The 25,479-nt window shown below is 71.4% G+C and carries 18 protein-coding genes and 2 pseudogenes; 10 read left to right on the plus strand and 10 right to left on the minus strand.

Going from position 1 to position 25,479, the window contains the following annotated elements; all coding sequences use genetic code 11:
• Nucleotides 1-54: 54 nt before the first annotated feature.
• Nucleotides 55-435, plus strand: coding sequence for a PPOX class F420-dependent oxidoreductase (locus OG381_RS42060; RefSeq protein WP_327721228.1), 381 nt, complete (start codon nucleotides 55-57; stop codon nucleotides 433-435).
• 69 nt (nucleotides 436-504) lie between these two features.
• Here the strand turns inward: OG381_RS42060 and OG381_RS42065 are convergent.
• Nucleotides 505-1,398: pseudogene (locus OG381_RS42065) on the minus strand (hypothetical protein); the annotation flags it as partial.
• A 3-nt stretch (nucleotides 1,399-1,401) separates the two neighbouring features.
• On the opposite strand from OG381_RS42065, the pseudogene OG381_RS42070 reads away from it, so the two are divergent.
• Nucleotides 1,402-2,325 (plus strand): annotated as a pseudogene (locus tag OG381_RS42070) (Gfo/Idh/MocA family oxidoreductase); the annotation flags it as partial.
• An 81-nt stretch (nucleotides 2,326-2,406) separates the two neighbouring features.
• On the opposite strand, the gene OG381_RS42075 reads toward OG381_RS42070, so the two are convergent.
• Both OG381_RS42075 and OG381_RS42080 read right to left on the minus strand, forming a co-directional pair.
• Nucleotides 2,407-2,820, minus strand: a complete 414-nt coding sequence (locus OG381_RS42075; protein ID WP_327721229.1) for a Zn-ribbon domain-containing OB-fold protein — start codon at nucleotides 2,818-2,820, stop codon at nucleotides 2,407-2,409.
• A gap of 151 nt (nucleotides 2,821-2,971) precedes the next feature.
• Nucleotides 2,972-3,673, minus strand: coding sequence for a TetR family transcriptional regulator (locus tag OG381_RS42080; RefSeq protein ID WP_373463672.1), 702 nt, complete (start codon nucleotides 3,671-3,673; stop codon nucleotides 2,972-2,974).
• Nucleotides 3,674-3,870: 197 nt separating this feature from the next.
• Here OG381_RS42080 and OG381_RS42085 point away from each other — a divergent pair, with 197 nt between their 5' ends.
• From OG381_RS42085 to OG381_RS42115, 7 genes are all read left to right on the plus strand, one after another.
• Nucleotides 3,871-4,962 carry a substrate-binding domain-containing protein gene (locus tag OG381_RS42085; RefSeq protein WP_327721230.1) on the plus strand — a complete coding sequence of 364 codons (1,092 nt, stop codon included), beginning with the start codon at nucleotides 3,871-3,873 and terminating at the stop codon, nucleotides 4,960-4,962.
• Nucleotides 4,963-5,097: 135 nt separating this feature from the next.
• Nucleotides 5,098-6,405: an ABC transporter substrate-binding protein gene (locus tag OG381_RS42090; RefSeq protein WP_327721231.1), complete on the plus strand. Its 1,308-nt coding sequence runs from the start codon at nucleotides 5,098-5,100 to the stop codon at nucleotides 6,403-6,405.
• A 1,033-nt stretch (nucleotides 6,406-7,438) separates the two neighbouring features.
• Entirely contained in the window at nucleotides 7,439-8,263 is an 825-nt protein-coding gene (locus tag OG381_RS42095) for a carbohydrate ABC transporter permease (RefSeq protein ID WP_443062063.1), read from the plus strand.
• Nucleotides 8,260-9,183: a carbohydrate ABC transporter permease gene (locus OG381_RS42100; RefSeq protein ID WP_327721233.1), complete on the plus strand. Its 924-nt coding sequence runs from the start codon at nucleotides 8,260-8,262 to the stop codon at nucleotides 9,181-9,183. Before OG381_RS42095 ends, OG381_RS42100 begins: the two co-directional genes overlap by 4 nt.
• An 80-nt stretch (nucleotides 9,184-9,263) precedes the next feature.
• On the plus strand, nucleotides 9,264-10,241 hold the full coding sequence (locus OG381_RS42105) for a hydroxyacid dehydrogenase (protein ID WP_327722701.1): 978 nt from the start codon (nucleotides 9,264-9,266) through the stop codon (nucleotides 10,239-10,241).
• 26 nt (nucleotides 10,242-10,267) lie between these two features.
• Entirely contained in the window at nucleotides 10,268-11,713 is a 1,446-nt protein-coding gene (locus OG381_RS42110; protein ID WP_327721234.1) for an HAD-IA family hydrolase, read from the plus strand.
• A gap of 124 nt (nucleotides 11,714-11,837) precedes the next feature.
• The gene (locus tag OG381_RS42115) at nucleotides 11,838-12,653 is read left to right on the plus strand and encodes a hypothetical protein (protein ID WP_327721235.1); all 816 of its coding nucleotides are present in this window, start codon (nucleotides 11,838-11,840) and stop codon (nucleotides 12,651-12,653) included.
• A 4-nt stretch (nucleotides 12,654-12,657) separates the two neighbouring features.
• On the opposite strand, the gene OG381_RS42120 is transcribed toward OG381_RS42115, so the two are convergent.
• Entirely contained in the window at nucleotides 12,658-15,102 is a 2,445-nt protein-coding gene (locus OG381_RS42120) for a polysaccharide lyase 8 family protein (RefSeq protein ID WP_327721236.1), read from the minus strand.
• Nucleotides 15,103-15,272: 170 nt separating this feature from the next.
• Between OG381_RS42120 and OG381_RS42125 the strand changes: the two genes are divergently transcribed.
• Complete coding sequence (locus tag OG381_RS42125; protein ID WP_327721237.1) at nucleotides 15,273-15,908, plus strand: peptidoglycan-binding domain-containing protein; 636 nt, start codon at nucleotides 15,273-15,275, stop codon at nucleotides 15,906-15,908.
• A gap of 214 nt (nucleotides 15,909-16,122) precedes the next feature.
• On the opposite strand, the gene OG381_RS42130 is transcribed toward OG381_RS42125, so the two are convergent.
• From OG381_RS42130 to OG381_RS42155, 6 genes are all read right to left on the minus strand, one after another.
• The gene (locus OG381_RS42130) at nucleotides 16,123-18,495 is read right to left on the minus strand and encodes a SpoIIE family protein phosphatase (RefSeq protein ID WP_443061980.1); all 2,373 of its coding nucleotides are present in this window, start codon (nucleotides 18,493-18,495) and stop codon (nucleotides 16,123-16,125) included.
• 75 nt (nucleotides 18,496-18,570) lie between these two features.
• Nucleotides 18,571-18,945: a hypothetical protein gene (locus OG381_RS42135; protein WP_307037012.1), complete on the minus strand. Its 375-nt coding sequence runs from the start codon at nucleotides 18,943-18,945 to the stop codon at nucleotides 18,571-18,573.
• Nucleotides 18,946-19,403: 458 nt separating this feature from the next.
• On the minus strand, nucleotides 19,404-20,327 hold the full coding sequence (locus tag OG381_RS42140; protein ID WP_266819376.1) for a MurR/RpiR family transcriptional regulator: 924 nt from the start codon (nucleotides 20,325-20,327) through the stop codon (nucleotides 19,404-19,406).
• Nucleotides 20,328-20,398: 71 nt separating this feature from the next.
• Complete coding sequence (locus OG381_RS42145; protein WP_327721238.1) at nucleotides 20,399-22,072, minus strand: phospholipid carrier-dependent glycosyltransferase; 1,674 nt, start codon at nucleotides 22,070-22,072, stop codon at nucleotides 20,399-20,401.
• Between the two features lie 92 nt (nucleotides 22,073-22,164).
• A complete protein-coding gene (locus OG381_RS42150; RefSeq protein ID WP_327721239.1) occupies nucleotides 22,165-24,099 on the minus strand; it encodes a phosphatase PAP2 family protein in 1,935 nt (644 codons plus the stop codon).
• Between the two features lie 168 nt (nucleotides 24,100-24,267).
• Nucleotides 24,268-25,206 (minus strand): N-acetylglucosamine kinase, encoded by a 939-nt coding sequence (locus OG381_RS42155; RefSeq protein WP_443061981.1) that lies wholly within the window; start codon nucleotides 25,204-25,206, stop codon nucleotides 24,268-24,270.
• Nucleotides 25,207-25,479 lie beyond the last annotated feature (273 nt).

The following is a 25,479-nucleotide window of genomic DNA, read 5'->3' on the forward strand; positions in this document are numbered from 1 at the left end:
TTGTTCGCGCCCCGGGAAGCACCGGCCCGATGATCTCTGCCTAGACTCCCCGCCATGAGCGACACGCCGCTGGACCGGCTCGGTGCCGGGAAGTACCTGCTGATCACGAGCTACCGCAAGAACGGCAGCCCGGTTCCCACCCCGGTATGGGTGGTGCGCGACGGGGACGCCCTCGGCGTGTGGACGGTCGCCGACTCCTGGAAGGTCAAGCGGATCCGGGCCCGCGCCGACGTCCTCGTCGGCCCCTGCGACCTGCGCGGCAATCCGACCGGCGACCCGGTCCGGGCCACCGCCGAGATCTGCGACGCCGAGACCACTGCCCACTACCGCGGGCTCATCGCCCGCAAGTACGGCATCACCGGCCGGCTCAGCCTCCTCGGCAGCCGGCTGCGCCGGGGCGTGAACGGGACGGTCGGGATCCGCGTCACGCTGTGACGGACGCCGAACACGGCCAGGGGGCACGGACCGGCCGGTCCGTGCCCCCTGGCGTTGTACGCGGGTCGGCTACGAGGCGTCCAGCACCGTGCCTGTCAGCACCGGACGGTCCGGCAGCGGCTCGGCCTCGTCGTCGGTGAGCGCGAGGCGCAGCGACTCGGTCGGCTCGGCCAGCTGGTCCTGGATCGTCACGACATCGAAGTCGGCGCTCGTGCTCCCGGCCGGGATGCTGGTCCACACCCACAGGTTCGCCCGGGACAGCGGCCGCTCCGGGTCCGGCACGTCACCGGCGTAGTCCATCAGCCACTGCGGGTCCACGTCCTTGGTGGACAGCTCGGCCCCGTCCGTGACCGGCAGCACCCGCACCGGCTGCCAGATGTCCACGGCCGCGGGCTCGGCCAGCGACAACCGCCACTTGAGCGTCTCGCCCTCGCTCACCCGGTCGGCGACCGGCGTCAGGGTGATCACCGGCTCGGGGTCGTCGTTCTCGACGGTGATCCCGCCGCGGTGGGCTCCCACGACGGCGCCCCGCACCGCCTTCACCGCGATGTCGTGCTGCACGTCGTAGGCGAAGGCGGTGTCGCCCTTGACCTCGACCGGCACGTCGACGGGATCGCTGCCCGGCTTCACCGTGACCAGCTTCTCCGTGGCGGCACCGGTGTCCGGGTCGAGGACGTACACCCGGACCTGGCCGCTGCCGTGCCCGGAGACCCGCACCGGGATCCGGTAGGTGACCGTGCCCGAGTCGCCCTCCTTGACGACCGTGCGGCCGACGTCGACGCGCGGCAGTGCCGCCGCCTTGACCGCCGGGGTACCGGGGGCCCAGCCTCAGGCGTCCATCAGCCAGGCCTGTCCGGAGCCCGAACGCGGGTTGAGCTTAAGGGACTTGACGTGTTTGAGGTCGAGCCCCGCGCGGATGGCGGCGGTGAGCGGCACGCGTACCTCGCGCGCCCAGTAGGAGGAGGGCACGAGAAGGTGCGCGCCCTGCTCGCCGGGGGCGCGATCGGCGAGGTCGTCTCCGTCCATTTCGAGTGGCTCCTCGACACCCGCCACGGCGCCGACTACTTCCGCCGCTGGCACCGGGACAAGCACAGCAGCGGCGGGCTGATGGTGCACAAGTCGAGCCACCACTTCGACCTGGTCAACTGGTGGCTCGCCGACGTGCCGCACGAGGTCTTCGGCTACGGACGACTCGCCTTCTACGGCAGTGCGGCGGGCGAGCGCCACGGGCTGCGCCGCGACTACGAGCGGGCCCACGGCGCCGCCCCGGCCGCCGACGACCCCTTCGCCCTGGACCTCGCGGCCGACGACACCCTGCGCGCCCTCTACCTGGACGCCGAGCAGGACGACGGCTACGTCCGGGACCGCAACGTCTTCGGCGAGCCCGTCACCATCGAGGACGACATGGCGCTCCTGGTCCGCTACACGCGGGGCGCGACGATGACGTACCACCTCACCGCCTACTCCCCGTGGGAGGGCTACCGCGTCATGTTCAACGGCAGCGCCGGGCGGCTGGAACTCGAGGTCGAGGAGAGCCGCTGGCAGCGGCCGTCGACGCGGATCACCTCCGGTACCGGAGCGGTGCACGGGGACACGGCCGCGGAGCACGCCGGGGGTGCGCGGCTCGTCCTGCGGCCGCTGTGGGAACCGCCGGTCGAGGTACCGCTGGTCACCGCGCACGAGGCGCACGGTGGGGGAGACCCGCGGATGCTGGACGCGATCTTCGGTCCCGTGGACGCGCGCACGGTGACGGGGCAGGGGGCGCATCCGACGGCCACGGAGCGCGACGGGGCCCTCGCACTTACCGTCGGGCTCGCCGCCAACCGGTGCTTCGAGACGGGGCGGCCCGTGGCCGTGCGGGCGCTGATCCGTGGGGTGTGGGACGACTGAGCCGGCGCGGGGTGGTCCGGTGGGCCGGGTGGGTCGGTTGACCAGGAGATCCGACCGGGAACGGCGGAGCGGCTCGGCCCGTCAGCTCCAGGCGCGGTAGGGCTCGTCGATCAGCTGGAAGACGGGCTCGCCGCGCACCGGGTCCTTGGCCGCGGACAGCCGCACCCGGTCCCCGCTGTGGATGCCGATGAGCGGGCCCATGACCCGGCCCCGCACGACGAAACCCTCCGCCATCTCGATCATCGACACATTGCGCGCGGCGGGGGTGTTGCGGTGCACCACCGAGGAGTGACGGACGATCCCGACGCCCTCGCTGCGCTCCGTGCGCAGGTCGCTGCCCTGGCAGACCGGACACAGCAGCCGGTGGTACATCGCGGTGCCGCACCAGGTGCAGCGCTGGAACTGCATGGCGTCGGATGCCGGGGCCAAGGGTTCGAGCAGGCCCGCTGCGGAGCCGGATCCCTGACGGACAACGCTGGCTGAGTGGTGGTACACGCTGGTCAACTCCCTGCGTTCGGGCGGAATCCCACATGCCCGGTTAGCTGTGCCACCGTGCACGCCCACAATGTATGGCACTGAGTGCCACCCGTAAAGGTACTGCGTACCCTGAATTTTTCGGAGGTTCCCTCGAGGGATCGGCCCGCGATCAGTCCTCGCCGAGTGTCGCCTCGATCTCCTGGACGACCCGCCACAGGGGCGCCCCGCGCCGGGAGACGAGGACCACGACGTCCTCGGTGCGCTCGGCGTCGGAGGGCGGCGCGCCGAACGCGGAGCGGACGTACCCGAGCGCGTGGTCCATCTCCGTGCCCACGTCGCCCTCGCCGTCCGAGCGCAGCCAGGAACGCAGGGCGTTGTTGTGCGCCGCGGCGACGGCGGCCGCGGCCACGTCGGCCTGGAGGGCCCCGTCGCGCCGCCCGGCGAGCCGCCCGCGTAGGTACTCGGCGAAGGCACGCTCGTACCGCCACACCACGGAGAGCTCGTACGCGCGCAGCCCGGGGACCTGCTTGGTGAGCCGATAGCGCTGCACCGAGAAGGCCGGGTTCTCCGTGTACATCCGCAGCACCAGCCGGACCGCGTCGCAGACCCGCTGCACCGGCTCGTCCGCGTCGTCGCCGGCGGCGAGGAAGGCCGTCACGTCGGCCAGGCAGCCCTCGTGGTCGGGGAAGACCACGTCCTCCTTGGAGGGGAAGTAGCGGAAGAACGACCGTCGCCCCACCCCGGCGAGCGTCACGATGTCGTCGACCGTGGTCTGCTCGTAGCCCCGTTCCGTGAACAGCTGGAAAGCGGCCGCGATCAGGGCGTCCCGCATGGGCGGCTTGGTGGGGGCCGCTTCCGTCTTCTCGCTCATGGACGGGAACGTAGCACCGGAGCGGCATGGACAGCACTCAGTGCGCTCTCCTGGGGAACTGAGTGCCGAAAGTCGGGGCGATCGATCGAATTGAGCGGAAGTGATCGATATGATTGTGGGCGTAGAGTGAGCGATTCGGGATCACGCTCCGCGTAAGTCCCCAGATCGTCCGTCCGGCCTCGCCCCAGGGGGATTCCATGCGACTGCACGTCGACCAGCGCCACGAACGGGTACTCGAACTGGTCCGGCAGCGGGGCAGCCTCCGGGTCGCCGAACTCGCCGCCGAACTCGGGGTCTCTGCGGTCACCCTGCGGCGCGACGTGGAGGCGCTGGCGGCGCAGGGCCGGGTGCAGCGGCTGCACGGTGCGGTGGTGTGGCCGGGGGAGGGGGCGGTCGAGGTGCGGGAGCGGGCGGAGAGCGCTGAGGGCGTCGTGATCGGGATGATCGTTCCGACCACCAACTATGTATTCGTCGATGTTGTCCGCGCCGCTCGGGAGGCCGTCGCCGCCCAAGGTGGCCGCCTCGTCCTCGGGGTGACCGGGTACGTCGACGCCGAGGACGCAGTGCAAGCCGAGCACTTGGTCTCCGGAGGGGCGGAGGGGCTGCTTGTCTCGCCGAGCTGGTTCGGCGGTGTTCCCACGGACGGTCAGGAGAAGTGGCTGCTGGAACATGACGTGCCCGCGGTGCTGGTCGAGCGCTCGGCGCCGCCCGGCAACCCGGCGGCCGGACTCGACCGGGTGCGTACCGATCGTGCGCACGGCGCTGCCGTGGCCGTCGGCCATTTTGCCTCGCTCGGCCACCGCAAGGTCACCGCTGTGATGCAGGAGGGCCCGCACGCCACGCAGATCGCGGCCGGTTTTCAGGCTGCCGTGGAGTCCCTGGGCCTCGACGTCGACGAGGGTGCTCCCAGCGTGCGCGAACACGGGGACTATGAGGCCAGCGTCGATTATCTGATCGACGCGGTGAAGAAGCGCGGCGTCACCGCGGCGCTCGTGCACAGCGACGAGGACGCGATCGTGCTCGTGCCCAGGCTCCAGGCAAACGGGATCCGGGTGCCCGACGATCTGGCGCTCATCGCTTTTGAGGACGAGGTCGCCGGCCTCGCCGACGTTCCGCTCACCGCGGTGGCCCCGCCCATGCGCGAGGTGGGGGCGCAGGCCGCCAGGCTGCTGCTCCAGCGGATCGCTGAGCGCAAGGCCGGTCAGCAGCCGGGTCCGCGTCAACACCTCGACCTGCTCCCGGAGTTGAGGATCCGCTCCTCTTGCGGTGGCGATTCCTCGGCGAGTTGAAGCTGACTGATCGATCGATGAGCGTTGTGCGATCGTTTTGATTGTCTTGCGCGAACGCTCTTGACTCCGATCGTGTGCGCACAAAAGATGTCCTCCGACCGCCTCTTTCCGTACGAGGTCTCGTAGGAGCCGTACATGACGCGCACTTCACGTTCGTTCCGCACCGCAGCCGTAGCCGCCGTCGCAGCCCTGGGTCTGTTCGCCACCGCCTGCGGCGGCGACGGTGACACGTCCGACTCCGCGTCCGACGGCAAGCCGGTCACCCTGGACTACTGGACCTGGACACTCGGCGCCAAGTCGACCGTCGAGGCGTTCAACAGGACCCACAAGGACATCCGGGTCAAGTTCACCGAGATACCGAGCGGCACCGAGGGCTACAGCAAGATGGCCAACGCGGTGAAGGCGGGCAACGCGCCCGACGTGGCGACGATCGAGTACCAGATGGTCCCCGAGTTCGCGAGCCAGGGGAACCTGATCGATCTGACCGAATACGCCGGTGAAACGGTCAAGTCGAAGTTCCCGGAGTCCATCCAGAGCCTCGTGACCTTCGGCGGCAAGACCTGGACCGTCCCCTACGACGCCGCGCCGCAGCTCTACTACTACCGGACCGACCTCTTCGAGAAGTACGGCGTCGAAGTCCCCAAGACCTGGGACGAGTTCAGGAGGGTCGCGGAGAAGGTCAAGAAGGAGGACAAGAATGTCCGCCTGGCCTCCATGCCCAAGAGCGACCCGGCACTGCTGGCCGCGCTGTCCTGGCAGGCCGGCGGCAAGTGGTTCGGCACGGAGGGCGACGCGTGGAAGGCCGGCGTGAACGACGCCGACACCAAGAAGGTCGCCGCCTACTGGGACGCTCTGGTCAAGGACGACCTCGTCCAGACCTTCACCGGCTGGAGCCCCGAGGAGACCAAGGCCCGCGCCTCCGGCAAGACCCTCTCCTTCCTCGGCGCCTCCTGGTCCGCGGGCGGCATGAAGACCTCGATGCCCGACCTCTCCGGCAAGTGGGCCGCCGCGCCGATGCCCAACTGGGGCACCGCCGCCAGCGGCAACTACGGCGGCACCTCCTACGGTGTCCTCAAGGGCAGCGACCACGCCGAGGCCGCGGCGGAGTTCATCACCTGGCTCACCACGGACAAGGTTGGCGTCGAGGCCCGTCTCGCCGACCTGGAATCGCCCAGCAGCGCCCTGCCGGCCAACCCGGAGATGCGTGAGGTGGCGGCCGCCAAGTTCGACACCGCGTACCTGAACGGCCAGGACCTCTACGCGCTCGCCTCCGAGCAGGTCGACACGATCGTGCCCGGCTGGACCTGGGGCCCGAACCAGATGGACGTCTACACCGCCGTCCAGGACGCCACCGCCAAGTCCGGCTTCACGGCGGGCGTCGACGCGGGCCAGGAGAAGGCGGAGTCCGGCATCACGGAACGCGGCCTCAAGCTCGCGAAGTAGCGGACCGGGACGACGGTGACCGCGTCAGCAGCGTCCCGCCCGGGACAGTCCCCCGAACGCACCGCGCGCCGGACCGGACCCACTTGGACCGAAACGCCCGCCCGTCAGGCATGGGGCCGTACCCAAACCCGCGGAGGAGCCCCGCCCCGTACGGCACGACTGCACCCACCGGCCACTCCAGGCAGTGAACCGACCCGAGTGTCTTCCGAACCGACCGCAGTCTCCGGCCACGGGCCCGGCCACTCCAGACACTTGGCTGCACCGGCCCGTTCGCCTCCGGCATCGACTACACGGTCTGGCCACGGGCCCGGCCATTCAAGGCACTTGGCTACACCGGCCCGGTCGGCTTCAGTACCGACTGCAGTCTCCGGCCACGGGCTCGGTCACTCCAGGTACTTGGCTGCACCGGCCCGGTCGGCTCCGGCATCGACTGCACCGTCTGGCCACGGGCCTGGTCACCCCAGGCACTTGGCTGCACCGGCCCCGCCACCCTCTGCACCGACAACACCCTCCGGCACCGGCCTGGTCGTTCCAGGCGCTGCCTCCACCGACCCGGTCGCCTCCGGCACCGACTACACCCTCGCCCAGAGGCCCAGAGGCCCAGAGGCCCAGAGGCCCAGAGGCCCAGAGGCCCAGAGGCCCAGAGGCCCAGAGGCCCAGAGGCCCAGAGGCCCAGAGGCCCACAGGCCCAGAGGCCCACAGGCCCACAGCCCCCCGGCCTCGCCCCCTCCAGCACCGGCGCCGCCCGCAAGCCCCGACCTCAAGCCCCGCTCCGGTGAACCATCGGCCCCGGCCGACCGGCCGTACTCGCTCCGCCAGGCCGCCAGGCCTCTCGCCCGCACCCCCCTCGCCCAAGCCCCACCCACCCCGCCGTCAAGGAGCCCCCGTGGCACTCTCCTCCGCCCGAACCGCGAGCCGGTCGGCCGTGCGTCGGCCCCCGGTCCGGTCGCCGGGCGTCTCGAAGCTGCGACGGAGTCAGCGTCGTACCGCCGCGCTCTTCATCGTTCCGTTCTTCGTGCTGTTCGCCGCGGTGATGGCGGCGCCCATCGGCTACGCGGTGTGGATGAGCCTGTTCCAGGAGCGGTCCTCGGGACTCGGCTTCGGCGGCACCGAGCGCGTCTTCGCCGGCCTGGCCAACTACGCCAACGCCCTGGGCGACGCCGGGTTCCGGAGCGGCTTCGCGCACATCGCGCTCTACTGCGCCCTCTACATCCCGGTGATGATCGGTGGCTCGCTCGCCCTCGCACTCCTCGTCGACTCAGCCCTCGCCCGCGCCAAGCGCTTCTTCCAGCTCGCCCTGTTCCTGCCGCACGCCATCCCCGGACTGATCGCTTCGATCATCTGGATCTATCTCTACACCCCGGGTCTGAGCCCGGTGATCGACGGGATCGGCGCTCTCGGCGGTTCCTGGGACTTCTACAGCAACGACCATGTGCTCGCGTCGATGGTCAACCTGTGTGCGTGGCAGTGGATGGGCTACAACATGGTCATCTTCTACGCCGCCCTCCAGGCCGTCCCGCGTGAAGTGATCGAGGCGGCCGTGGTGGACGGAGCCGGCGCCTTCGGCACCGCCCTTCAGATCAAGGTGCCGATGATCGCCTCCGCGGTCGTCATGACCGTGCTGTTCACCTGCGTCGGCGCGATCCAGATCTTCACCGAGCCGAAACTGCTGGGCCAGCGGGGCGCACCCTCCATCGACACCGAGTGGTCGCCCACCCTCTTCATCTGGAAGGCCGGTTTCGTACAGCACGACTACGGTCTGGCCGCCGCCGCGTCCCTGATGCTCGCCGCGCTCGGCGTGGCCCTCTCCTATCTCGTCACCCGGCTCGGCAACCGGTGGAAGGCGGCCACGTCATGAGCACCCTCACCCACGACACCGCGCCCGCCACCCTGCAGGAGGCCGGTCCCCGCACCCCCGCGCACGCTCGCCGCCGCACCTCCACGGGCACCCTCCTGTCCAGGGGCGCCGTCAACGGCATCCTGCTCGTCGCCGCGTTCTACACGCTCATGCCGGTCAGCTGGCTGCTGTTCGCCGCCACCAAGAACCACCGCGACCTCTTCGCCACCTCCGGCTTCGCGTTCGGCGACTTCAACCTCTTCGCGAACCTCGAGCGCCTCTTCACCTTCAACGACGGCATCTACCTGCGCTGGTTCGGCAACAGCATCCTCTACTCCGTGGTCGGCTCCGCCGCTTCCACGTTCCTGTGCGTCGCCACCGGCTACGCCTTCGACAAGTACGACTTCAAGGGCAAGGAGAAGCTCTTCGGGCTGGTGCTGAGCGGCGTCCTCGTCCCCACCACGGTCATCCAGCTGCCGATGTACCTCCTCGCCACGAAGGCGGGCGTCGTCAACACGTACTGGGCGCTGCTCCTGCCCGCCCTCGTCAACCCCTTCGGTGTCTATCTCGCCCGCGTCTTCTCGGAGGGCTACGTACCGAACGAGGTCCTGGAGGCGGCCCGGGTCGACGGAGCCGGTGAACTGGGCATGTTCGCGCGGATCTCCCTACCCATGCTGGCCCCCGGCTTCATGACGATCTTCCTGTTCTCGTTCACCGCGAGCTGGAACAACTTCTTCGGCGCCCTCGTCATGCTCAACGACGACAAGCTCTACCCGGTCAACCTGGGTCTGTTCATGTGGAACAGCACCACCGCGCAGCAGCCCGAGTTCTACTCGCTCGTCATCACGGGCTCCCTCGTCGCCGTCGTCCCGCTGATCGTCGCGTTCGTCTGCCTGCAGCGCTTCTGGCGCTCCGGCCTGACCGCCGGCGCCGTCAAGTGACGCCGCCCGCCCCGGAAGGCACCCTCCTGAACAGCGTCCACCCGTCGGCCGCCCTGCCCCGCCCGCACACCCTGCTCGCCATGGGCGCCACCATCCACCAACGCCTCCTGACCGAAGGCGGCCTCGACCGGCTCCCGTCCGTCGCCCGCGTCGACACGGCCACCGTCGTCACCGACCTCACCACCGCCGACGCCCGTCAACTCGCCGTGGCCGAGGTCCTCTTCACCCACTGGGGCGCACCGGAGCTCACCGAGGAGGCCCTGCACCGGCTGCCACGGCTGCGCGCGGTCGTGCACGCGGCCGGCTCGGTCAAGCACCACGTCACCGACGCCGTCTGGCGACGCGGCATCGCGGTCTCCTCCGCGGCCGCCGCCAACGCCCTGCCGGTGGCCGAATTCACCCTGGCCGCCATCCTGTTCGCGAACAAGCGCGTTCTGGAGGTGGCCCGCGGCTACGCCACCGCCCGCACCCGGCCCGACCTGCTGCCGTACTTCAGCGGTCACGGCAACTACCACCGCACGGTCGGCATCGTCGGCGCCTCCCGCATCGGACGCCGGGTCATCGAGCTGCTGCGCCCGCACGACCTCGACGTACTCCTGCACGACCCGTACGTCGACGAACAGCGGGCCCGCGCCTTCGGAGTGGAGCCGGTCGGCCTCGACGAACTCGTCCGCCGCAGCGACGTGGTCTCCATCCACGCGCCCCAACTCCCCGAGACACGCCACATGTTCGACGCCCGCCGCATCGCACTGCTCAGGGACGGCGCCACGCTCATCAACACCGCGCGGGGCTCCCTCGTCGACACCGCCGCCCTCACCGAGCACCTGGTCACCGGCCGGGTCCACGCCGTCCTCGACGTCACGGAACCGGACCTGCCGCCCGCCGACTCGCCGCTGTTCATGCTGCCCAACGTGCTGCTCACCCCGCACATGGCCGGCTCTCTCGGCAACGAGCTGCACCGGATGACCGACTGGGCCATCGACGAGGTCTCCCGCTACGCGCAAGGCTTGCCGTTCGCCCACGAGGTCGGGTCCGAGGAACTGTCGCGCTCGGCCTGAACGCCCCATACCCGAAGGGACATCCCGTGCAGGATCGTGTTCTGGTCGTCGGTATCGACGGCGTACGCCTCGACGTACTGCGGCGCCTGCCCACCCCGCACCTCGACGCCCTGGCGGCCGACGGCTTCCTGGCCGCCGTCGAGGTGGACGCGGAGACCCCGACCATGTCGGGCCCGTGCTGGGCGACCGTCGTCACCGGCGTGTCGGTGGCCAAGCACGGGGTGTGGAGCAACAACTTCACCGGCCACCGGCTCGACGTCTTCCCCGACTTCGCCACCCGCCTCGCCGAGAAGGACGGCAGCCGCACGTTCGTGGCCGCCGGCTGGCAGCCCCTGATGCAGGTCCGCAACGGCGGCCCGCTCTTCCGGGCCCCGTCCCGGTCCGTCTACATCGCACCGGCCGAGGACACCCCGCCGGCCTGGGAGGAGTGCGACGAGCAGATCACCACGGCGGCCACGCGTGTGCTCGCCGAGGAGGACATGCGGGCGTCGTTCGTCTACCTCGGCGCACCCGACGAGACGGCGCACTTCCTGGGCTGCGGCGAGGAGTACGAGACCTCGATACGACAGGCCGACGCCCGCCTCGGCCGACTGCTGGCGGCAGTGCGTTCCCGGCCCTCGTACGCCGGCGAGCGCTGGACCGTCCTCGTCGTCACCGACCACGGCCATGCCGACGCGGGCGGCCACGGCGGCCGTACGGCCGAGGAGCGCACGGCGTGGCTGATCGCGGCCGGTCCGGGCATCGGCGCGCCGCCGCCCGTCGTGCGCCATGTGGATGTCGCGGCGCAGGCGATGGTCTCCGTGGGCCGTCATCCGGACCGGCACTGGTCGCTGGACGGCCGCCCCTTCGCCGCCCGCCCGCATGCCGTTCTCCTCGACATGGACGGCACCCTCGTCGACACCGAGTCGCTGTGGCTGCGCACGGTCCGCGAGAGCGCACCCGACGTCGACGTGACCCACGTCCTGGGCCGCTCGGTCGCCGACACCGCCGCCCACCTGCACACACGCACCGGCGCCGACCCCCATGCCCTCGCCGCCGACCTGGAGGCGCGCTTCCTGGCGGCCGTCCAGAAGGACGTCACCCCACTGCCGGGCGCCCTCGACCTCCTGGACCTCCTCGCGGAGTCCGGCATCCCCGCGGCCCTGGTCTCCGCCTCCTCGCGCCCCGTCGTGGACGCGGTCCTCGACGTGCTGGGCGCCCACCGTTTCCGTACGACGGTCGCCGAAGGCGAGACGCCCCGCACCAAGCCCGCCTCGGATCCCTATCGCGCGGCGGCCCGTGCGCTCGGCGTCGACCCGGCGGCCTGCCTCGCGGTGGAGGACTCACCCACCGGCGTGCGGGCGGCCGAGGCGGCGGGCTGCCGGGTGCTCGCCGTCCCCTCGTACACGGCGATCGATCCCGCGCCCCGGCGGACCGTGCTCCCCGACCTGAAGGGAATAGGCCCCAGGGAACTGTGGACGGCGGGACTGTGACCGCGCGGAGCGCACGGACCCCGTAGAGCGCGCGGACCTCGCAGGATCCCGCAGCCCGGAATTTTGTTCGACGGATACGGGCCACATACGATCGCCCCTCGCCGTAGCCGCCGAGGAGACCCGCATGCCCCGCATCCTGTACGTCACCGACCTGGCCTACGAGGCTCGCGGGCGCCGGTACTGCGACGAGGACATATTCCTCACCTCACGGCTGCGCGAGGAATTCGACCTCGCCCTGTGCGATCCGCGGGACGCGGCGGCGTTGATGTTCGCCTTCGACGCCGTCGTGGTCCGCAACAGCGGGCCCGTCCTCACCCACCAGGACGCCTACGACGCCTTCCGCGAGCGGGCGACCGCGACCGGGGCCCGCGTCTACAACCCCTTGTCCGGCAAGGCCGACATGGCGGGCAAGCAGTATCTGCTCGACCTGAGCGCGGCGGGCTACCCGGTGATCCCCACGGTCGACAGCGTCGACGACCTGTACCGGCTGCCGGAGACGGACCGGTACGTCGTCAAGCCGAAGCTCGGTGCCGACTCGATGGGTCTGCGGATCGTGACCGGCGACCGTGTGCGCGACCTCGTCGGCGAGGGCGTCCTGGTCCAGCCGTGCGTCGACTTCGCCTACGAGGTGTCCTTCTACTTCGTCGACCACGACTTCCAGTACGCGTTGTACGCGCCGCACCCTGACCGGCGCTGGCAGCTGGAACCGTACGAACCCACCGACGACGACCTCGGGTTCGCCCGCCGGTTCATCGACTGGAACGCCCTCGGGCACGGCATCCAGCGCGTCGACGCCTGCCGTGCGCCCGGGGGCGAGCTGCTGCTCGTCGAGCTGGAGGACCTGAACCCCTATCTGTCCCTGGACGCGCTGGACGACGCCGGCAGGGACGCTTTCGTGGCGGCGATGAAGGCGTCCCTGCACCGGTTCCTCGCGGCGTGAGGGGTCACCCCAGCCTGACGGTGATCCTCTGGGTGGCACCGGCCGGCGCGGTCATGTCCCCGAAGACCAGCTGAAGCGCGGATCCCGTGGTCGCCGAAGTCACCGTGGACGGCTTCGACACCACCGCGGACACCGCCCGGTTCCAGGTGAGGGTCAGGCCCGTGTTCATCCGCTTCGGATCGCTGACGCAGATCACCGCGGTGCCGTCGCTCCGCTCGGTGATCATCACGGAGCACGGATCGCTGGCGGTGAGGCTCCCGGCCGTGCCGCCGAACCAGAAGTTGACGCCGGTGAAGCCCAGCGAGGGAACGGACACGCCCTGCTGGTCGTCGGTGTTGGCGAGGACGGTGAGCCAGGTCGTGGCGGCGGCCCGCGTCTGCGTCTGGGCGGCCGTGGCGCCCGGCATGAGGAGACAGGCGTAGGTGCCGTTCGTCGGGTCGGTGCCGTGGTCGACGTACAGCGTCAGGTACTTGCGGTGGAGGACCGTCGTGGAGCCGCCCTTGTTTATGGCGCTCCAGGTGCCCTCGCGCGCCTCGCGCAGTGCCCGGACGGTCGCGCCGCCGGGGAAGACATAGCCGCCCATGCCGCCGAGGTGCGCCCAGGTCGCGCCGCTGAGCGTCTCGGACCACGGATAGGCGACCGGCTTGACGATGCCGTCGACGGTGAAGGCGTGGCCGCCGGCGGGGCCGAGGTTGCGGTTCTCGAGCGTCGACTCCACGGTCGTGCCGTCGGCGCACCTGATGCCGGCGCCGAGACACAGGATCGAGTCGTCCAGACAGAACCACGACTTCTTCGCCAGGAGCGTGGACTGAAGTCCCTTGAGGTACTGGCCGATCGCGGCCCGCTGTCCGTCCGTGGCGCCGCCCACCCAGTTCACGTCCGGCAGGGAGGCGCCCCAGTCGCCGCCGGCCGCGTCCGCGAGCACCCGGCGCGAGACGGTCGTGCCGGGCAGCCGGTACGGGTCGACGGTGGGCCAGAAGGCGTCGCTGTACTGCCCGTTGGCGTAGGTGTCGCCCCACCAGTAGAGCATTCCGGAACCGGTGTGCCAGCCGCGCAGGTTCTCGCCGTTGCCGGTCTCGTAGTGCGTGATGCGCCGGTCGGCCATGCTGATCGACGCGGCCCAGCCGGGTCTGCGGTGGGTGGCCCGCGCCATGTTGGTGAACAGGCGGTGGCCGGTCGGCTCGGCGAGCGCGGTGACGGACGTGTCGTCCAGGACGCCCTTGAGCCGGGCCAGGCTCGTCAGACCGAGTGACGGGTTGCTCATCGGCGGGCTGTAGTAGTCGCGCTGCATCCAGCCTTTGACCAGGCCGCGCCAGCGGGCGTTCTCCGTGCTGCTCGCGCCCTGTCCGAGGAGCGCGATCGACGCGAGGATCGGATGACCGCGCAGGTGATCGTCCTGCTGGATCTGCTTCGGGTCGGTCGCGGACAGGCCCCGGCTGATCGCCCGGCCGGACACCCCGTCCATGACGAGCCCGTTGTAGAGGAAGGGCGCCCACGCGTTCTCCACGGCGTCGAACACGATCTGCCGGTTCGTGTCGGTGACCGCCCAGCTCGACCCGGTGAGCAGCGCGAACAGCATCCCGAGGCCGCCGAGCATGACCGAACCGTACGAGCCGGTGTACGGCACGGTCGTGTGCTGGATGAACGAGCCGTCGGTGTAGAGACCGTCGCCGCCGCTCACGTACGGGAAGACGGGGGAGAGGGCGTCGCGGGCCAGCGCGACCTTCGCGGACGAACCGCCGACGATGCCGCGCAGCGCCAGCACCCGGCACAGGTCGACGCGGTTGGCCCCGGTGCTGGTGCCCGTGTAGCTCGCGACTGCCGAGTCGGGCACGAAGTGGTCCACGGCGGCGACGTAGTCGGCGATCTGTGCCGCCGACAGCTGGTCGTACATCAGCACGCACACGTCGAGCAGGGCCTGCGGTGCGCCGATCTGCCAGCTGTACCAGTTGCCGTAGCGGGGCCGGCCCGCGTTGTAGACCTCGGCGTGCAGGTGGTCGAGGCCGGTGAGAACGGCGGTCCTCAGCGTCGTGTCGCCGGTCAGCCCGGTGCCTTGCTGGCGGTACGCCTGCGCGAGCGTGCTCAGGCGGTTGTAGCTCGCGTTCATGTTGCCCGAGTAGCCGTACGACTCCTGGTCGGTGTCGGGTTCCGGATCCGCGTACACCAGATCCGGCCACAGTGAACCGGACGCTGGCGCCATGGAGGACTGCAACTGGGCCGCGGTGGAGCCCAGTTCGGTGAGCCGGCTCCGGAACGGCTCGGCGGTGGGACTGAACCCCTCACCGAGGAGCAGGGTGCGCCACCTCGCCCGCAGCGCCGTGAACTCGTCGGCCTCCGCGCTCCGGAGGACGGACGCGGGGGCTGCGCTCGACTGTGCCGGGAGCCCGACAGCGACAGCGGTACCGGTGCTTGCGGCCAGGAAGCCGCGGCGTGACCAACGAGTCGTCATGACGGCGGTTTCTAGCACGCCATCGATCAAACGCTCAATAGCTCACACCAAGGTGAGCGTATCGATCGTTTGTCAGTGGGTGAATCCGCTGAACTCGCCGGGCCGTGGCCGCGTATCACTTCGCGAGGGGACGGACCCGCCCCCTGGGTACGGGACGGAAGGAGAGCGAGATGCCGACACCCCCCGAGCGCGGCCAGCCGCAGGACCCCCTGCCCCTGGAACCGATCCGGGTGCTGCGCCCCCGTCGCACCGATGCCCTGGCGGAACTCTTCAGGGAACCACCGCCGCAGGGGAGCACCCGCTACGAGTCGGTGGTGATGCCCCGACGGCTGTCCGGCACCGAGGACGAGACACAGGAACTGCCGCCCGTCCCCGCCCGCGACGGCGCCCGCCCCTTCGGCTTCGGCCCCGGCCTGCGGCGCGCCGCGATCGCGGTCGGCGTGAGCGCGGCGGCACTCATCGGCTTCGGCTGCGCCCTCCTGCTGCCGGGCCGCGGCGAGGCCACCGCGGCACCCCCGCCGCCGCCCGCCGCTCCCACTCCCTCCGCCGCGACCACCCCGGCCGCCGCCGACCCCGACGGGCCCGGCACCCTGCGCGAGGGCGCCAGCGGCCCCGAGGTGACCGATCTCCAGCAACGCCTGCTGCGTATTCCGAACGTCTACGAGAACGGCTCCACCAGCGGGACCTACGACGCCGTCCTTACCGAGGCCGTGGCCCGCTTCCAGGTCTGGTACGGCATCCGGGGCGACGAGACCGGCGTGTACGGCGATGACACCCGGCTCGCACTGGAGTCCCGTACGGGCTGACCCCTCGAACGGCGGGTAACAACAAGGGGAAAGAGCTCGGGACCCTGCGGCGACGGGCCTCACCATGGACGCACCCGTCCGAGCCGAAAGCCATGCCGATGAGCGTCTCCCGCATCCCGGGCCTCGTACTGCCCGCCGTCTTCCTGCTGGCCCTCGTCGTGGGCGCGTTGTGGTACTGGCGGCATCGCGGCGACGAGTGAAAAGGGAAGCGGTGCTAGAGGTCGGCCAACGGCACCCGGATGTCGACGACACACACGTCGTCCCGCCGATCACTCTCCAGCAGGTCCGCCAGCACCGACCCCAGGGAGCCGGACTCGTCGCCCTGGTGGGTCACCAGGGCCTCGGCGAGCCGCGTGAAGCCCCGGTCGATGCCCTCCGAGGGCCGCTCGACCAGACCGTCCGTGTACAGCAGCAGCCGGTCGCCCGGTTCGAGCACGCACTCGGCCTCCTGGAAGTGCGGTGCGGCGCCCGCCCCGAGGAGCATGCCGCCCGGCCGCTCCAGATAGCGGGCCTCGCCGGCGCGCAGCAGGAGCGGCGCCGGATGCCCGGCCTGTGCCCACACCAGGCGGTGCCGGTCGGGGGTGTAGCGGGCCAGGATCATGGTGGCCGTGCCGTGGGTGTCACGGGAGTGCAGCAGCAGGGTGTTGAGCCGGGTGAGCGCACCGGTCAGCGAAGAACCCGTGATGACCATGCCCTTGGCGGTGAAGCGGAGCTGGGCCATGGTGGCGACGGCGTCGATGCCGTGTCCGGCGACGTCACCGACGACGAACAGGGCGTCGCCGTCGGGAAGTTCTATGGCGCTGAACCAGTCGCCGCCGACATGGATCCCGGACTGGGCGGGCAGATAGGCGACTTCGACCTGCAGCCCGGCCGGCTGCACGGGCCGGGTGGGCAGGGGCAGCAGGGCGTGCTGGAGCCGGGCGGCCAGCGTGCGTTCGGCGCGCAGGACGTCGTGCTGGGTCACGATCGCCTGCTCGCTCTCGACGAGGGCCAGTTCGGCGCTGCGCTGTGCGGTCAGGTCCTGGACGAAGCCGTGCACCTCGACGGGTGTGCCGTGGACGTCGGTGACCGCCTCGGCGACGAGCCGCAGATGCCGGATCCCGTCCGCGGCCCTGATCCGGAACGGCATGGCGCACGGCCGGCCCCGGTGGATGAGTTCGCCGACGGTCTGCGTCAGGGCGGGTGCGTCCTCGGGCACCGCGAGGTCGCGCAGTGCGGTCAGGCGCACCGGGCCGGCCGCGGGATCGCGGTCGAGCACGGTGTAGACCTGCGACGACCAGCTGACGTCGTGCGTGATCAGGTTCCAGTTCGCCCAGCCCAGGTTCCCCAGCCGCTGGACGTCGGCCAGCCGCTGCTCCTGCCGGTCGGAGGAGTCCTGTCGCAGCCAGCTGACGGCCAGTCCGTTGCCCAGCCGGGTGACCCGCACGCTGTAGGTGGACAACTCCGCGACGCCCGCCACGACCTCCTGTTGTGCGAACGGCGCTCCGTCGTACGGCTCTCCGGTGGCCAGCGTGTGCCGGCACCCCTCCCACAGCGGATCACCGGCGAGCGTGGGGAAGCACTCCAGCAGTCGCAGCCCGAGCAGGTCCCGCCCGGTACGGCCGAGGGCGTCGAACGTCTCCTCGGTCGCGGCCTCGATGCGGTAGTCCTCGACCTCACCGGACGGGGCACGCAGCGGGGTGAGCAGCATGGTCGAGCCCGGCAGCGCGTCGAACACGGTCTGTACGGCGTCCACGGCGGCGTCGGTGGACGGTCCCCGGCGTGGTTCGAACGCGCGCAGCCGGCCGGCGCACAGCCGCGCGACGGCGAGCAGATGCTGCCGGACGGCCGGGGTGAACTCTCCGCCGCGGGTGCGAAGGACCCCGATGCAGATGTCGGCCCGGTCCTGGGTGACCACGGGGATCCAGGCACGGGAGAGCCAGCGTTCGGGAGGGTCTCCGATGAGCAGGTACCGCTCGCGGTCCGTCTGGAGGTCCTCCAGCCAGCGCGGCTCCCCGGTGCGCAGAGCGTCGAGCGCGGCGATCCCGCTCAGCGGCGGCACCTGACGCCACTGGGCGGCCAGGGTCTCGTCGATGCCGGCGTGCCCGACCAGTTCGAGCGCCCCGGCGGGCAGCCGGGCGAAGATCATCACCGCGTCGGACTCCGTGCCGGGCATCAGATGCTCGAGCAGGCAGCGGGCGAGATCCTGTGGGGTGCCGATGCTGACCAGGGCCCGGCCGAGGCGGCTGAGGTCGAGGGCGTCGGCGGCCGCCGGGTCCTGGAAGGAGTGGACGACGGCGTCCTGTCCCGGCGCGTCCGCGGAGGCGGCGGTCGGGTCCGGTGGGACCAGGCCGCCGAGGGTGACCCAGCACTCCTCCAGCAGCGTGTGGCGTGCCGCCTTCGCGCGCTGCACCAGCTCCTCGCCGGCGGCGTCCGGGGAGCACCCGGTCAGTGCCATCAGGGCGCCCTTGGCGCGTTCCACGACAGCCGAGGTCGCCGCCTGGTCGCGCAGCCGGTCCATCTCGGCACGCTGGCGGGCGACGATCCTGGCCAGCGCGACCGTGTCGGGGGCGCCGGACTCCGCTGGGCCGGTGGGCTCGCTCGTCACGCGACGAGCATCGCACACGGAGCCCGGTGCGATCGCCGCCTTGTCAGGACCGGTTTCACTCGAAAGTGCGCCTGGTCAGCGTCCGGCGCTGTGCTCGACGAGAGCCTGGGAAACCGCCCGTACGCTGCGGGCGATGTGCTGCAGCTGGAGGACCTCGGCCGCGTACAGCTTGATCGTGTGTTCGATGACCGACTCGGGCAGCCCGAGCCCCGGAAGATCGGCGCGGGCGGTCTGGAGGGCGGTGCGGGCGACCCGGATCTCCTGCTGGACCTGGATGTGCGCGTGGCGGGCCAGCAGCACGGGGTGGCGGATCAGCGCGGGGTAGCTGGCGTAGCGGGCCGGCACCAGTTCGCGCAGCCACTTCGCCGCCGAGCGCTCCCAGTCGTAGCTGCCGGGAGTCTTGACCTGGCAGGGCCAGTCCGGGCTGATGCGCGTGGTCGTCAGAGTCATGGGAGTCATGGCCGTCTCTTCCGGGTGTGCGGCGTCAGGAGGGGGTGGTCCGACGGGTATGGGCGGCCCCGGCCTAGGGGATGACCGGGGCCGCCGCGGGCGCTCGCCGAGGCGATGCCCGTCCGAACACCCGAGGCGCCGTCGCGGGTAGGTGGCGGCGGCTTCGGGTGTTCGCGCAGGGGCCCGGACGGCAGACGGCGCCTGCGCGGCGGATGGTGCTGCGTGCGCATGGGCGGACCGTCGGCTTTCTGCGGGCTGTTGCGAAGGGTGGGGACGGGGGTGCGGAACGCGCCCCGAGAGCGGCCGGGGGCGATCCGTGAGCAGTATTTATATATGCCGTCCGGTTTGCAAGACGTATGAAAACATTCATGCGTGAAATGAGGCGATTGATCCCTTGGTGATCTGGTTCGTCGGGTGTGGCCGCAGCGGGCCGGGAGGGGCGTTGTCGGCCCGCCATGTCAGTCGCGCAGGAAGAACTGGTGCTGGTCGGAGATCTGCTCGTACTCCTCGAGCCGGGCCTGCGTCCGCTCGGGGTCCGCGTCGGTCATGGCCTGGAGCAGCGCGGCGGCCATCACCCCGGGGGCGGCGTACGAGTCGAAGACCAGGCGGGAGCCGGTGCCGGTGGCGAAGACGATGTCCGCCTCGTCGGCGACCGGGCCGAGCGCCAGGTCCGTGATGAGGGCGACACGCAGCCCCGCGCTGCGTGCGACCCGCACGGCCGTGAGCGTCTCCTGAGCGTGCCGGGGCATCGAGAACGCCAGCACCCAGGTGCCGCCCGCCTCGCGCGACTGCAGGAGCGCGTCGTAGGCGACGCTGCCGCCCAGGGTCACCAGCCGTACGTCGGGATGGACGCGGCGTGCGGCGTAGGCGAAGTACTCCGCCAGCGACACCGAGATGCGCACTCCGAGCACGGTCAGCGGCGTCGACTGCGACAGCTTGCGGCCGAGGTCGATGAGCTGGTCGGGGTCGGCGAAGTCGCGCCGCAGGTTCTCCAGGTTCTCGATCTCGGCGTCGACCGCGGCCTGCAACTCGTTGCCGCTGTTCTCCTCGGCCGCCGCCGGACCCCCCGCCAGGGTGCCGAGGGCGATCGACTGGAGCTTCTCCCGCAGCGCGGGGTAACCGCTGAAGCCCACGGCCGCGGCGAACCGGGTCACCGAGGGCTGGCTCACGCCCACCCGCTCGGCGAGATCGGTGATCGAAAGGAAGGCCGCCTCGGTGATGTGCTCGATCAGGTACTGGGCGATACGGCGCTGCCCCGGGGAGAGCCGGGGCCGGTCGAAGAGGGCCCTGAGCTGGGAGGTCGGGGAGGCCTCGGCCTCCGGAACCGACTTGCCCGAGGTGATCGCGGATGCCTGCGCGCGTGCCTGCTGCGGCGATGGCACGGGTGCGCCTCCTTTGTCTTCCACAGTGCCTCAACATAGCCCACACACTGTTGTGACCAGGGGTTGTGCGGTCACCGTCGATAGATCGTGATCGAGTGACCGACTTGATCGATCGAGCGGCTGCTGTCGATCAACTCGGCCAGTCGCCCTGTGGCCTTGGCGACCGAGGAGTCGGACACCACCAGCAGTCCGTGCACGTCCGCCAGGGGGACCCGGCGCGGATCGGACGCGTCGATGCCGTAGTACGACGGCACACCACTGCCCTTGTAGACGAGCCAGATCCGCTCCGCCGGATACCGCTCGCGCAGCCGGTCGGCGAGGCGGCCCAGATCCTGGCCCCAGTCCACGTTGGAGTCGTGCAGCCGCAGACGCGTCTTCGCCGGCCCGCCGAACGCCTCGTTGGAGTACGGCAGATAGTAGGGGAACGTACGCACCGAGCTGACCGCGACGAACAGCACCAGCGCCGCCGCCGCGACCACGGCCCACCGCCGCCGCACCGCGAGCACACCGGCCGCCGCCACCGCCAGGAACATCGGCACGAACAGGGCGTAGCGGGTGCCGAAGTCCCGGGATCCGGTCATGGCCGCGGCGAGCAGCACGACGGTGGGGGCCAGCAGATAGGGCGCCGCGGGCCGCAGCCGCCGTACCGCCACGAGGGCGACGGCACCCGCGGTCCACAGGGCGAGCATGCCGAGCGGGGTCTTCACCAGCAGCGCGGCCGGCAGGTAGTACCAGAGGGAGCCGGTGTAGAGCCGCCCGAACAGGAACCCCTGCCACGGATGGTTCTCGAAGCCGAACTGCACCCGCATCCCGTCCCGGTAGGCCTCCGGGAACGGCATCAGATCGACGAGCAGCGCCCGCAGACCGTGCACGGCGGGCACATGCTGCTGCGGACTCCAGCGCAGCCGCGGATCCACCACCAGATAGGAGAGCCATACGACGGCGATCGCGGCCACCGCCACGACACCCGCCCCGGCGGCGGCTCGCGCGAGCGCCCTGCGACGGTCGTGGGAGTCGTGGCGCCACACCGACCAGGCGGCAAGGGCCAGCAGCACCGGAACGGCTGCCAGCGCGCTCATCTTCGTCGCCAGCGCCGCCCCGGCAGCCACCCCGGCGAGGGGTACGTACAGCCGCGGCCGCAGGCGCGCCCGCCACAGCAGCCACACCGACGTCAGCAGGAAGCCGGCCGTGGGCACGTCGAGGGTGGCCAGCGAGCCGTGCGCGATCACGTCGGGGGAGAAGGCGTACAGGGCGAGCGCCACCAACCCGCCCGCCGCGCCGGCGAGTTCACGGGCGAAGGCGAAAACCACCAGCCCGAACGCCAGCGTCAGCACGATCACCGGCAGCCGGGCCCACAGCATCAGCCGCCAGGGGTCGTTGTCGGACTCGTACAGCAGATGCCGCCCGACCTGACCCTGATCGCCGCTGAAGGAGGGGTCGTAGCGCGGATCGGCGAGGGCCACCCCGACCGCTATGACGAGCTTTCCCAGGGGCGGGTGTTCGGGGTTGTAGCGGATCTCGTGCCGGTGCAGGGAGTCGGCGGCGGTGCCCACGTACACGGGCTCGTCGATGGTCGGCGTCTGCTGCACGGCGGTGGTCACCATGGCGAAGGCCATCTGGGCGAGCAGCAGCACGACGAGGAGCGGCACGAGCCAGGGCCTGCCGGACCGTCCCGCCGGCCGCGGGGCGGGTACGTCGGGGGGCGTCTCCGGTTCCAGGACCGGGTGCAGTTCGCGCGCCATCATCCGCCCCGCGACGACGTGGGCCGCGAGGGGGCGGGAGCGATGCGGAGACGCCTCATGTGCCTACTCTGCATCAGCTCCCGCCCCTCGGGGCGTCACCGCTTCAGGAGTCGTACCGACAGACCTTCCGCCGTGTAGACGGGTACGGCCCACAGCGTGTCGGAGTTCAGCTCCACCTGGTCGAACCGGCCGCGCAGTCCCGCGGCGCCGAGCACACGCAGCACGCTCCCGGCCGCCGGCGGCTTGTCGGCGTCGAGGCGCAGCGACAGCACGCTGCCCGCGCCGAGCACCGCGCGCCGCGTCACCTCCAGGGCGGGACCGCGGCCCGAACGCAGGGTCACGTCGAGCGTCGAGGACTCCTGGGCGTACGTCCCGTGGATCTGCACCGACGACTTGGTCGCCACCCGCAGCGTGCCGCCCGACACCCGCACGTCGCCGTGGCCGAGGGCGTGCGCCGAGGCGGCGGACAGGACGCCCTCGCGCACCACGGTGCCGCCCGTGTACCGGTTGTGGCCGGTCAGGGTGAGGGTGCCGGTGCCGCGCTTGGTCAGCGAGCCGTCGCCGTCGATGTCGTTGCGCCAGGTGTCGGCCCCGCCGAAGCCACCGGCCGAGGCGTCGAGCGCGACGCTCACGTCGGTGTCGAAGGAGCCGTAACCGTCCGCCGCGGCGAACAGGTTGAGCCGGCCCCACTGCTCGAAGCCGTCCAGCAGGACGTACCCGGAGGGCAGCGCGGTCGTGCGCAGCACCTCGCGCCGCTGCTCGGCGTCCAGGTAGGGCAGGCGCGTCTCCAGCAGCACCTCGGCGCCCTTCGGCACGGTCAGCGGGGTGCTGCGGCCCCGACGGGTCAGGACGTACGTCAGCTTGGGCCCGACCAGGCAGGCGTTGTCGTCGCGGTCGGCGTACGCGTCCGAGGCGTCGGAGTGGGCGTAGGCGAAGAGCGTGTCCGCCGTCGAGCCGGTCCGCGTCTCGAAGTAGGCGAGGGCCTGGGCGCGCGCCGCCGCCTTGAGGTCGGCGTTGGCCGGGTCGGCGAGGGCGGCGGCGGCCAGGGCGGTGGCCATGACACGACCACCGAGGACGTCGACCGTGGAGTGCATGCCCGACATGATCCGGGTGTGGCTGAGCTCGAAGGCGCGGGTCACCAGTTCCTGGAACCGCTCGGGAACGGCGTACGCGAACGCCAGCGCCGCCAGGTGGAAGGCGTTGGTGTGGCCGCTGGGGAAGCCGCCGTCCTCGGCCGCGTTGGTGCCGCGCTGACGCAGCAGCTGGGTCACGACGACCACGTCCGAGTCGTACACGGGGAAGCCGAGCGCGTCGGTCCTCCCGGTGTCGACGACCTCGCTGTTCTCGTTCATGCGCCACGGACGCGGGTACTGGAAGGCGAACTTGGCCGGGTTGCCGGAGGCGAACGGGCCGCGCACGGTGTCGACCAGCTTGGCGACCAGGCCGAGGTCCGAGGTGTACGAGCCGGCGCCGATCGCGGACCCCGCGGGCGCGCCGGCCGGCACGGCGTCGCTGATGGTGGTCGCGGGTGTGGTGTCCGGCGCGCTGGTGATCGACGTGACCGCCTTGGCGCCCGACCGGTACAGGTCGGCGAGCGGACCGAGCGCGCCGATCATCGCGTAGCTCTGGTGCTGGCGGTCGTAGACGAACGCCTCCTTGGCCTGCGCCTCGGTGCGCGTCTGAGTGAGGCGGGCGCAGTAGCGCATGTTGGCGCGCAGGATCTCGGGCAGCAGCGGCGTGCCGGTGTTCCAGGCGCCCCCCGTCTTCCAGATCTCGGCGAAGCCGCCGAGGGCGCGGATCACCGCGTTGGTCTCGGCGGTCTGGTTCGCCGTGATGTTGGTCTTGTAGTCGTCGACGAACGCGGCGGCACTGGTGGCGGCTTTCGCGTCCGCGGCCCCGAGCCATGAAGCGAAGGTGGGCGCGGCCAGGACACCGGCCGAGACACCGAGGGAGGTGCGGAGGAACCCCCTTCTGTTCACGGCGAGTTCACTGACCGACGACGTGGAGCGGGGCCCGGCGGATGACGGCATGCTGCTGCCTCTCTTGAGTTCTTCGGCCGTGCGGCCGGGGGAGTCGTGCGATGACAGCCCGTGGGGCGCGGGAGGAGGAGCGAGCCGCGAGGTGCCCCCTGAGGCCTACGAGCGAAGATCTACGGGCGGGTCGTGTCGGACGGGGGTGGGCCCGGCGTCCGGCGGGTGTCACAGGAGTGAACGCGCCAGCGCCACCGCCCCCTGGACCGGCGGTACCCGCAGCGGTTGTGGCCGGGCCGCGGGCACCCTGTCCGAGAGGGCGGAGGTGAAGGCGTCGTAGAGGAGGGGCTGGGCGAGGACGGTACTGCCCGCGATCACCACGTCGTCCACCGCGACTCCGCGTGCGGCGAGCCGTCCGACGAGAGCGGCCAGCGACCGGCCGCCCTCCTCGATGACCGCGAGGGCGAGCGGTGAGCCCGCCTCGGCGGCGGCGAACACGGCCGGGGCGTGCCGGCCCCACTCGGCGGAGATGTCCTTGGCGGCTTCCATCGCCGCCCCGATCGCGGGGACTTCGGCGACCTCGAAGGAGGCGACGAGGCCGTGCGCGAGAGCGTCGGGCTCCTCGCCGCGGTCATGGGCCGCCCAGACGGCGCGTGCGGCCTCACGGACGAGACCGGCGGCGCCGCCCTCGTCGCCGAGGACCGCGCCCCAGCCGCCGACCTGGGCCGGGCGTCCGTCGGGGAAGCGGCCCACCGCGACCGAACCGGTACCGGCCACCAGGCCGACCCCCTTGTCCAGGCCCGCCGCGGGCACGAGGAGTTCGGCGTCGCCCACGACCAGCGCGGGCGCGTCGAAGTGGAGTTGCAGGGCGGTGCGGATCTGAGCGCACTGGCGAGGGGTCTCGCAGGCATGTCCGCCGACCGCCAGAGCGGACGGGCGGGCGCCCGCCGGCAGGGCGTCGGCGGCCAGCGCGGCGAGCCAGCCGGCGGCGGTCACGGGGTCGTGCGGCCGCCAGCCGCTGCTGGAGCGGACGTGGTCGGCGACCGGGGTGTCGCCCGCGAAGGCGCGCAGATGCGTCTTGGTGCCGCCCACGTCGATACCGACCACGAGCGGGCCAGAGGGAGTGGCGTCCTGCACGGATCCTCTTTCGTCGGTGCGCTGAAGCATGCGACGGCGGGCGAAACCGTGCCGGAGGAAGGGCAGTTGAAGCACTAGGGAAGCCCCGGGACGGGCCTCTGACGGACCACGGCAGGCGAGTACCGTGACGTTCGTTAGGAAGTTAACTAACGAAGTACAGTGCGTCAAGAGAAATCGCGCACTCGACCACCGCAGGGCCGCTGCGGGGCGGGAACGCGTGACGTCATGGCATCCCATCGCCGCACCCCGTGAAGACGCTTCGACCGGGGGCGCGGCGCTCGACCTCCGTGGGAGAACTGTGGA

The organism is Streptomyces sp. NBC_00490 (assembly GCF_036013645.1).
GTDB classification, from domain to species: Bacteria; Actinomycetota; Actinomycetes; order Streptomycetales; family Streptomycetaceae; genus Streptomyces; species Streptomyces canus_F.

Bases quoted from the DNA above. Each gene is read 5' to 3' on its own strand.
- OG381_RS42060 (WP_327721228.1), top strand. From the start codon at position 55: ATGAGCGACACGCCGCTGGACCGGCTCGGTGCCGGGAAGTACCTGCTG.
- OG381_RS42080 (WP_373463672.1), bottom strand. From the start codon at position 3,673: ATGAGCGAGAAGACGGAAGCGGCCCCCACCAAGCCGCCCATGCGGGAC.
- OG381_RS42085 (WP_327721230.1), top strand. From the start codon at position 3,871: ATGCGACTGCACGTCGACCAGCGCCACGAACGGGTACTCGAACTGGTC.
- OG381_RS42090 (WP_327721231.1), top strand. From the start codon at position 5,098: ATGACGCGCACTTCACGTTCGTTCCGCACCGCAGCCGTAGCCGCCGTC.
- OG381_RS42095 (WP_443062063.1), top strand. From the start codon at position 7,439: ATGGCGGCGCCCATCGGCTACGCGGTGTGGATGAGCCTGTTCCAGGAG.
- OG381_RS42100 (WP_327721233.1), top strand. From the start codon at position 8,260: ATGAGCACCCTCACCCACGACACCGCGCCCGCCACCCTGCAGGAGGCC.
- OG381_RS42105 (WP_327722701.1), top strand. From the start codon at position 9,264: ATGGGCGCCACCATCCACCAACGCCTCCTGACCGAAGGCGGCCTCGAC.
- OG381_RS42115 (WP_327721235.1), top strand. From the start codon at position 11,838: ATGCCCCGCATCCTGTACGTCACCGACCTGGCCTACGAGGCTCGCGGG.
- OG381_RS42120 (WP_327721236.1), bottom strand. From the start codon at position 15,102: ATGACGACTCGTTGGTCACGCCGCGGCTTCCTGGCCGCAAGCACCGGT.
- OG381_RS42125 (WP_327721237.1), top strand. From the start codon at position 15,273: ATGCCGACACCCCCCGAGCGCGGCCAGCCGCAGGACCCCCTGCCCCTG.
- OG381_RS42135 (WP_307037012.1), bottom strand. From the start codon at position 18,945: ATGACTCTGACGACCACGCGCATCAGCCCGGACTGGCCCTGCCAGGTC.
- OG381_RS42145 (WP_327721238.1), bottom strand. From the start codon at position 22,072: ATGATGGCGCGCGAACTGCACCCGGTCCTGGAACCGGAGACGCCCCCC.
- OG381_RS42150 (WP_327721239.1), bottom strand. From the start codon at position 24,099: ATGCCGTCATCCGCCGGGCCCCGCTCCACGTCGTCGGTCAGTGAACTC.
- OG381_RS42155 (WP_443061981.1), bottom strand. From the start codon at position 25,206: ATGCTTCAGCGCACCGACGAAAGAGGATCCGTGCAGGACGCCACTCCC.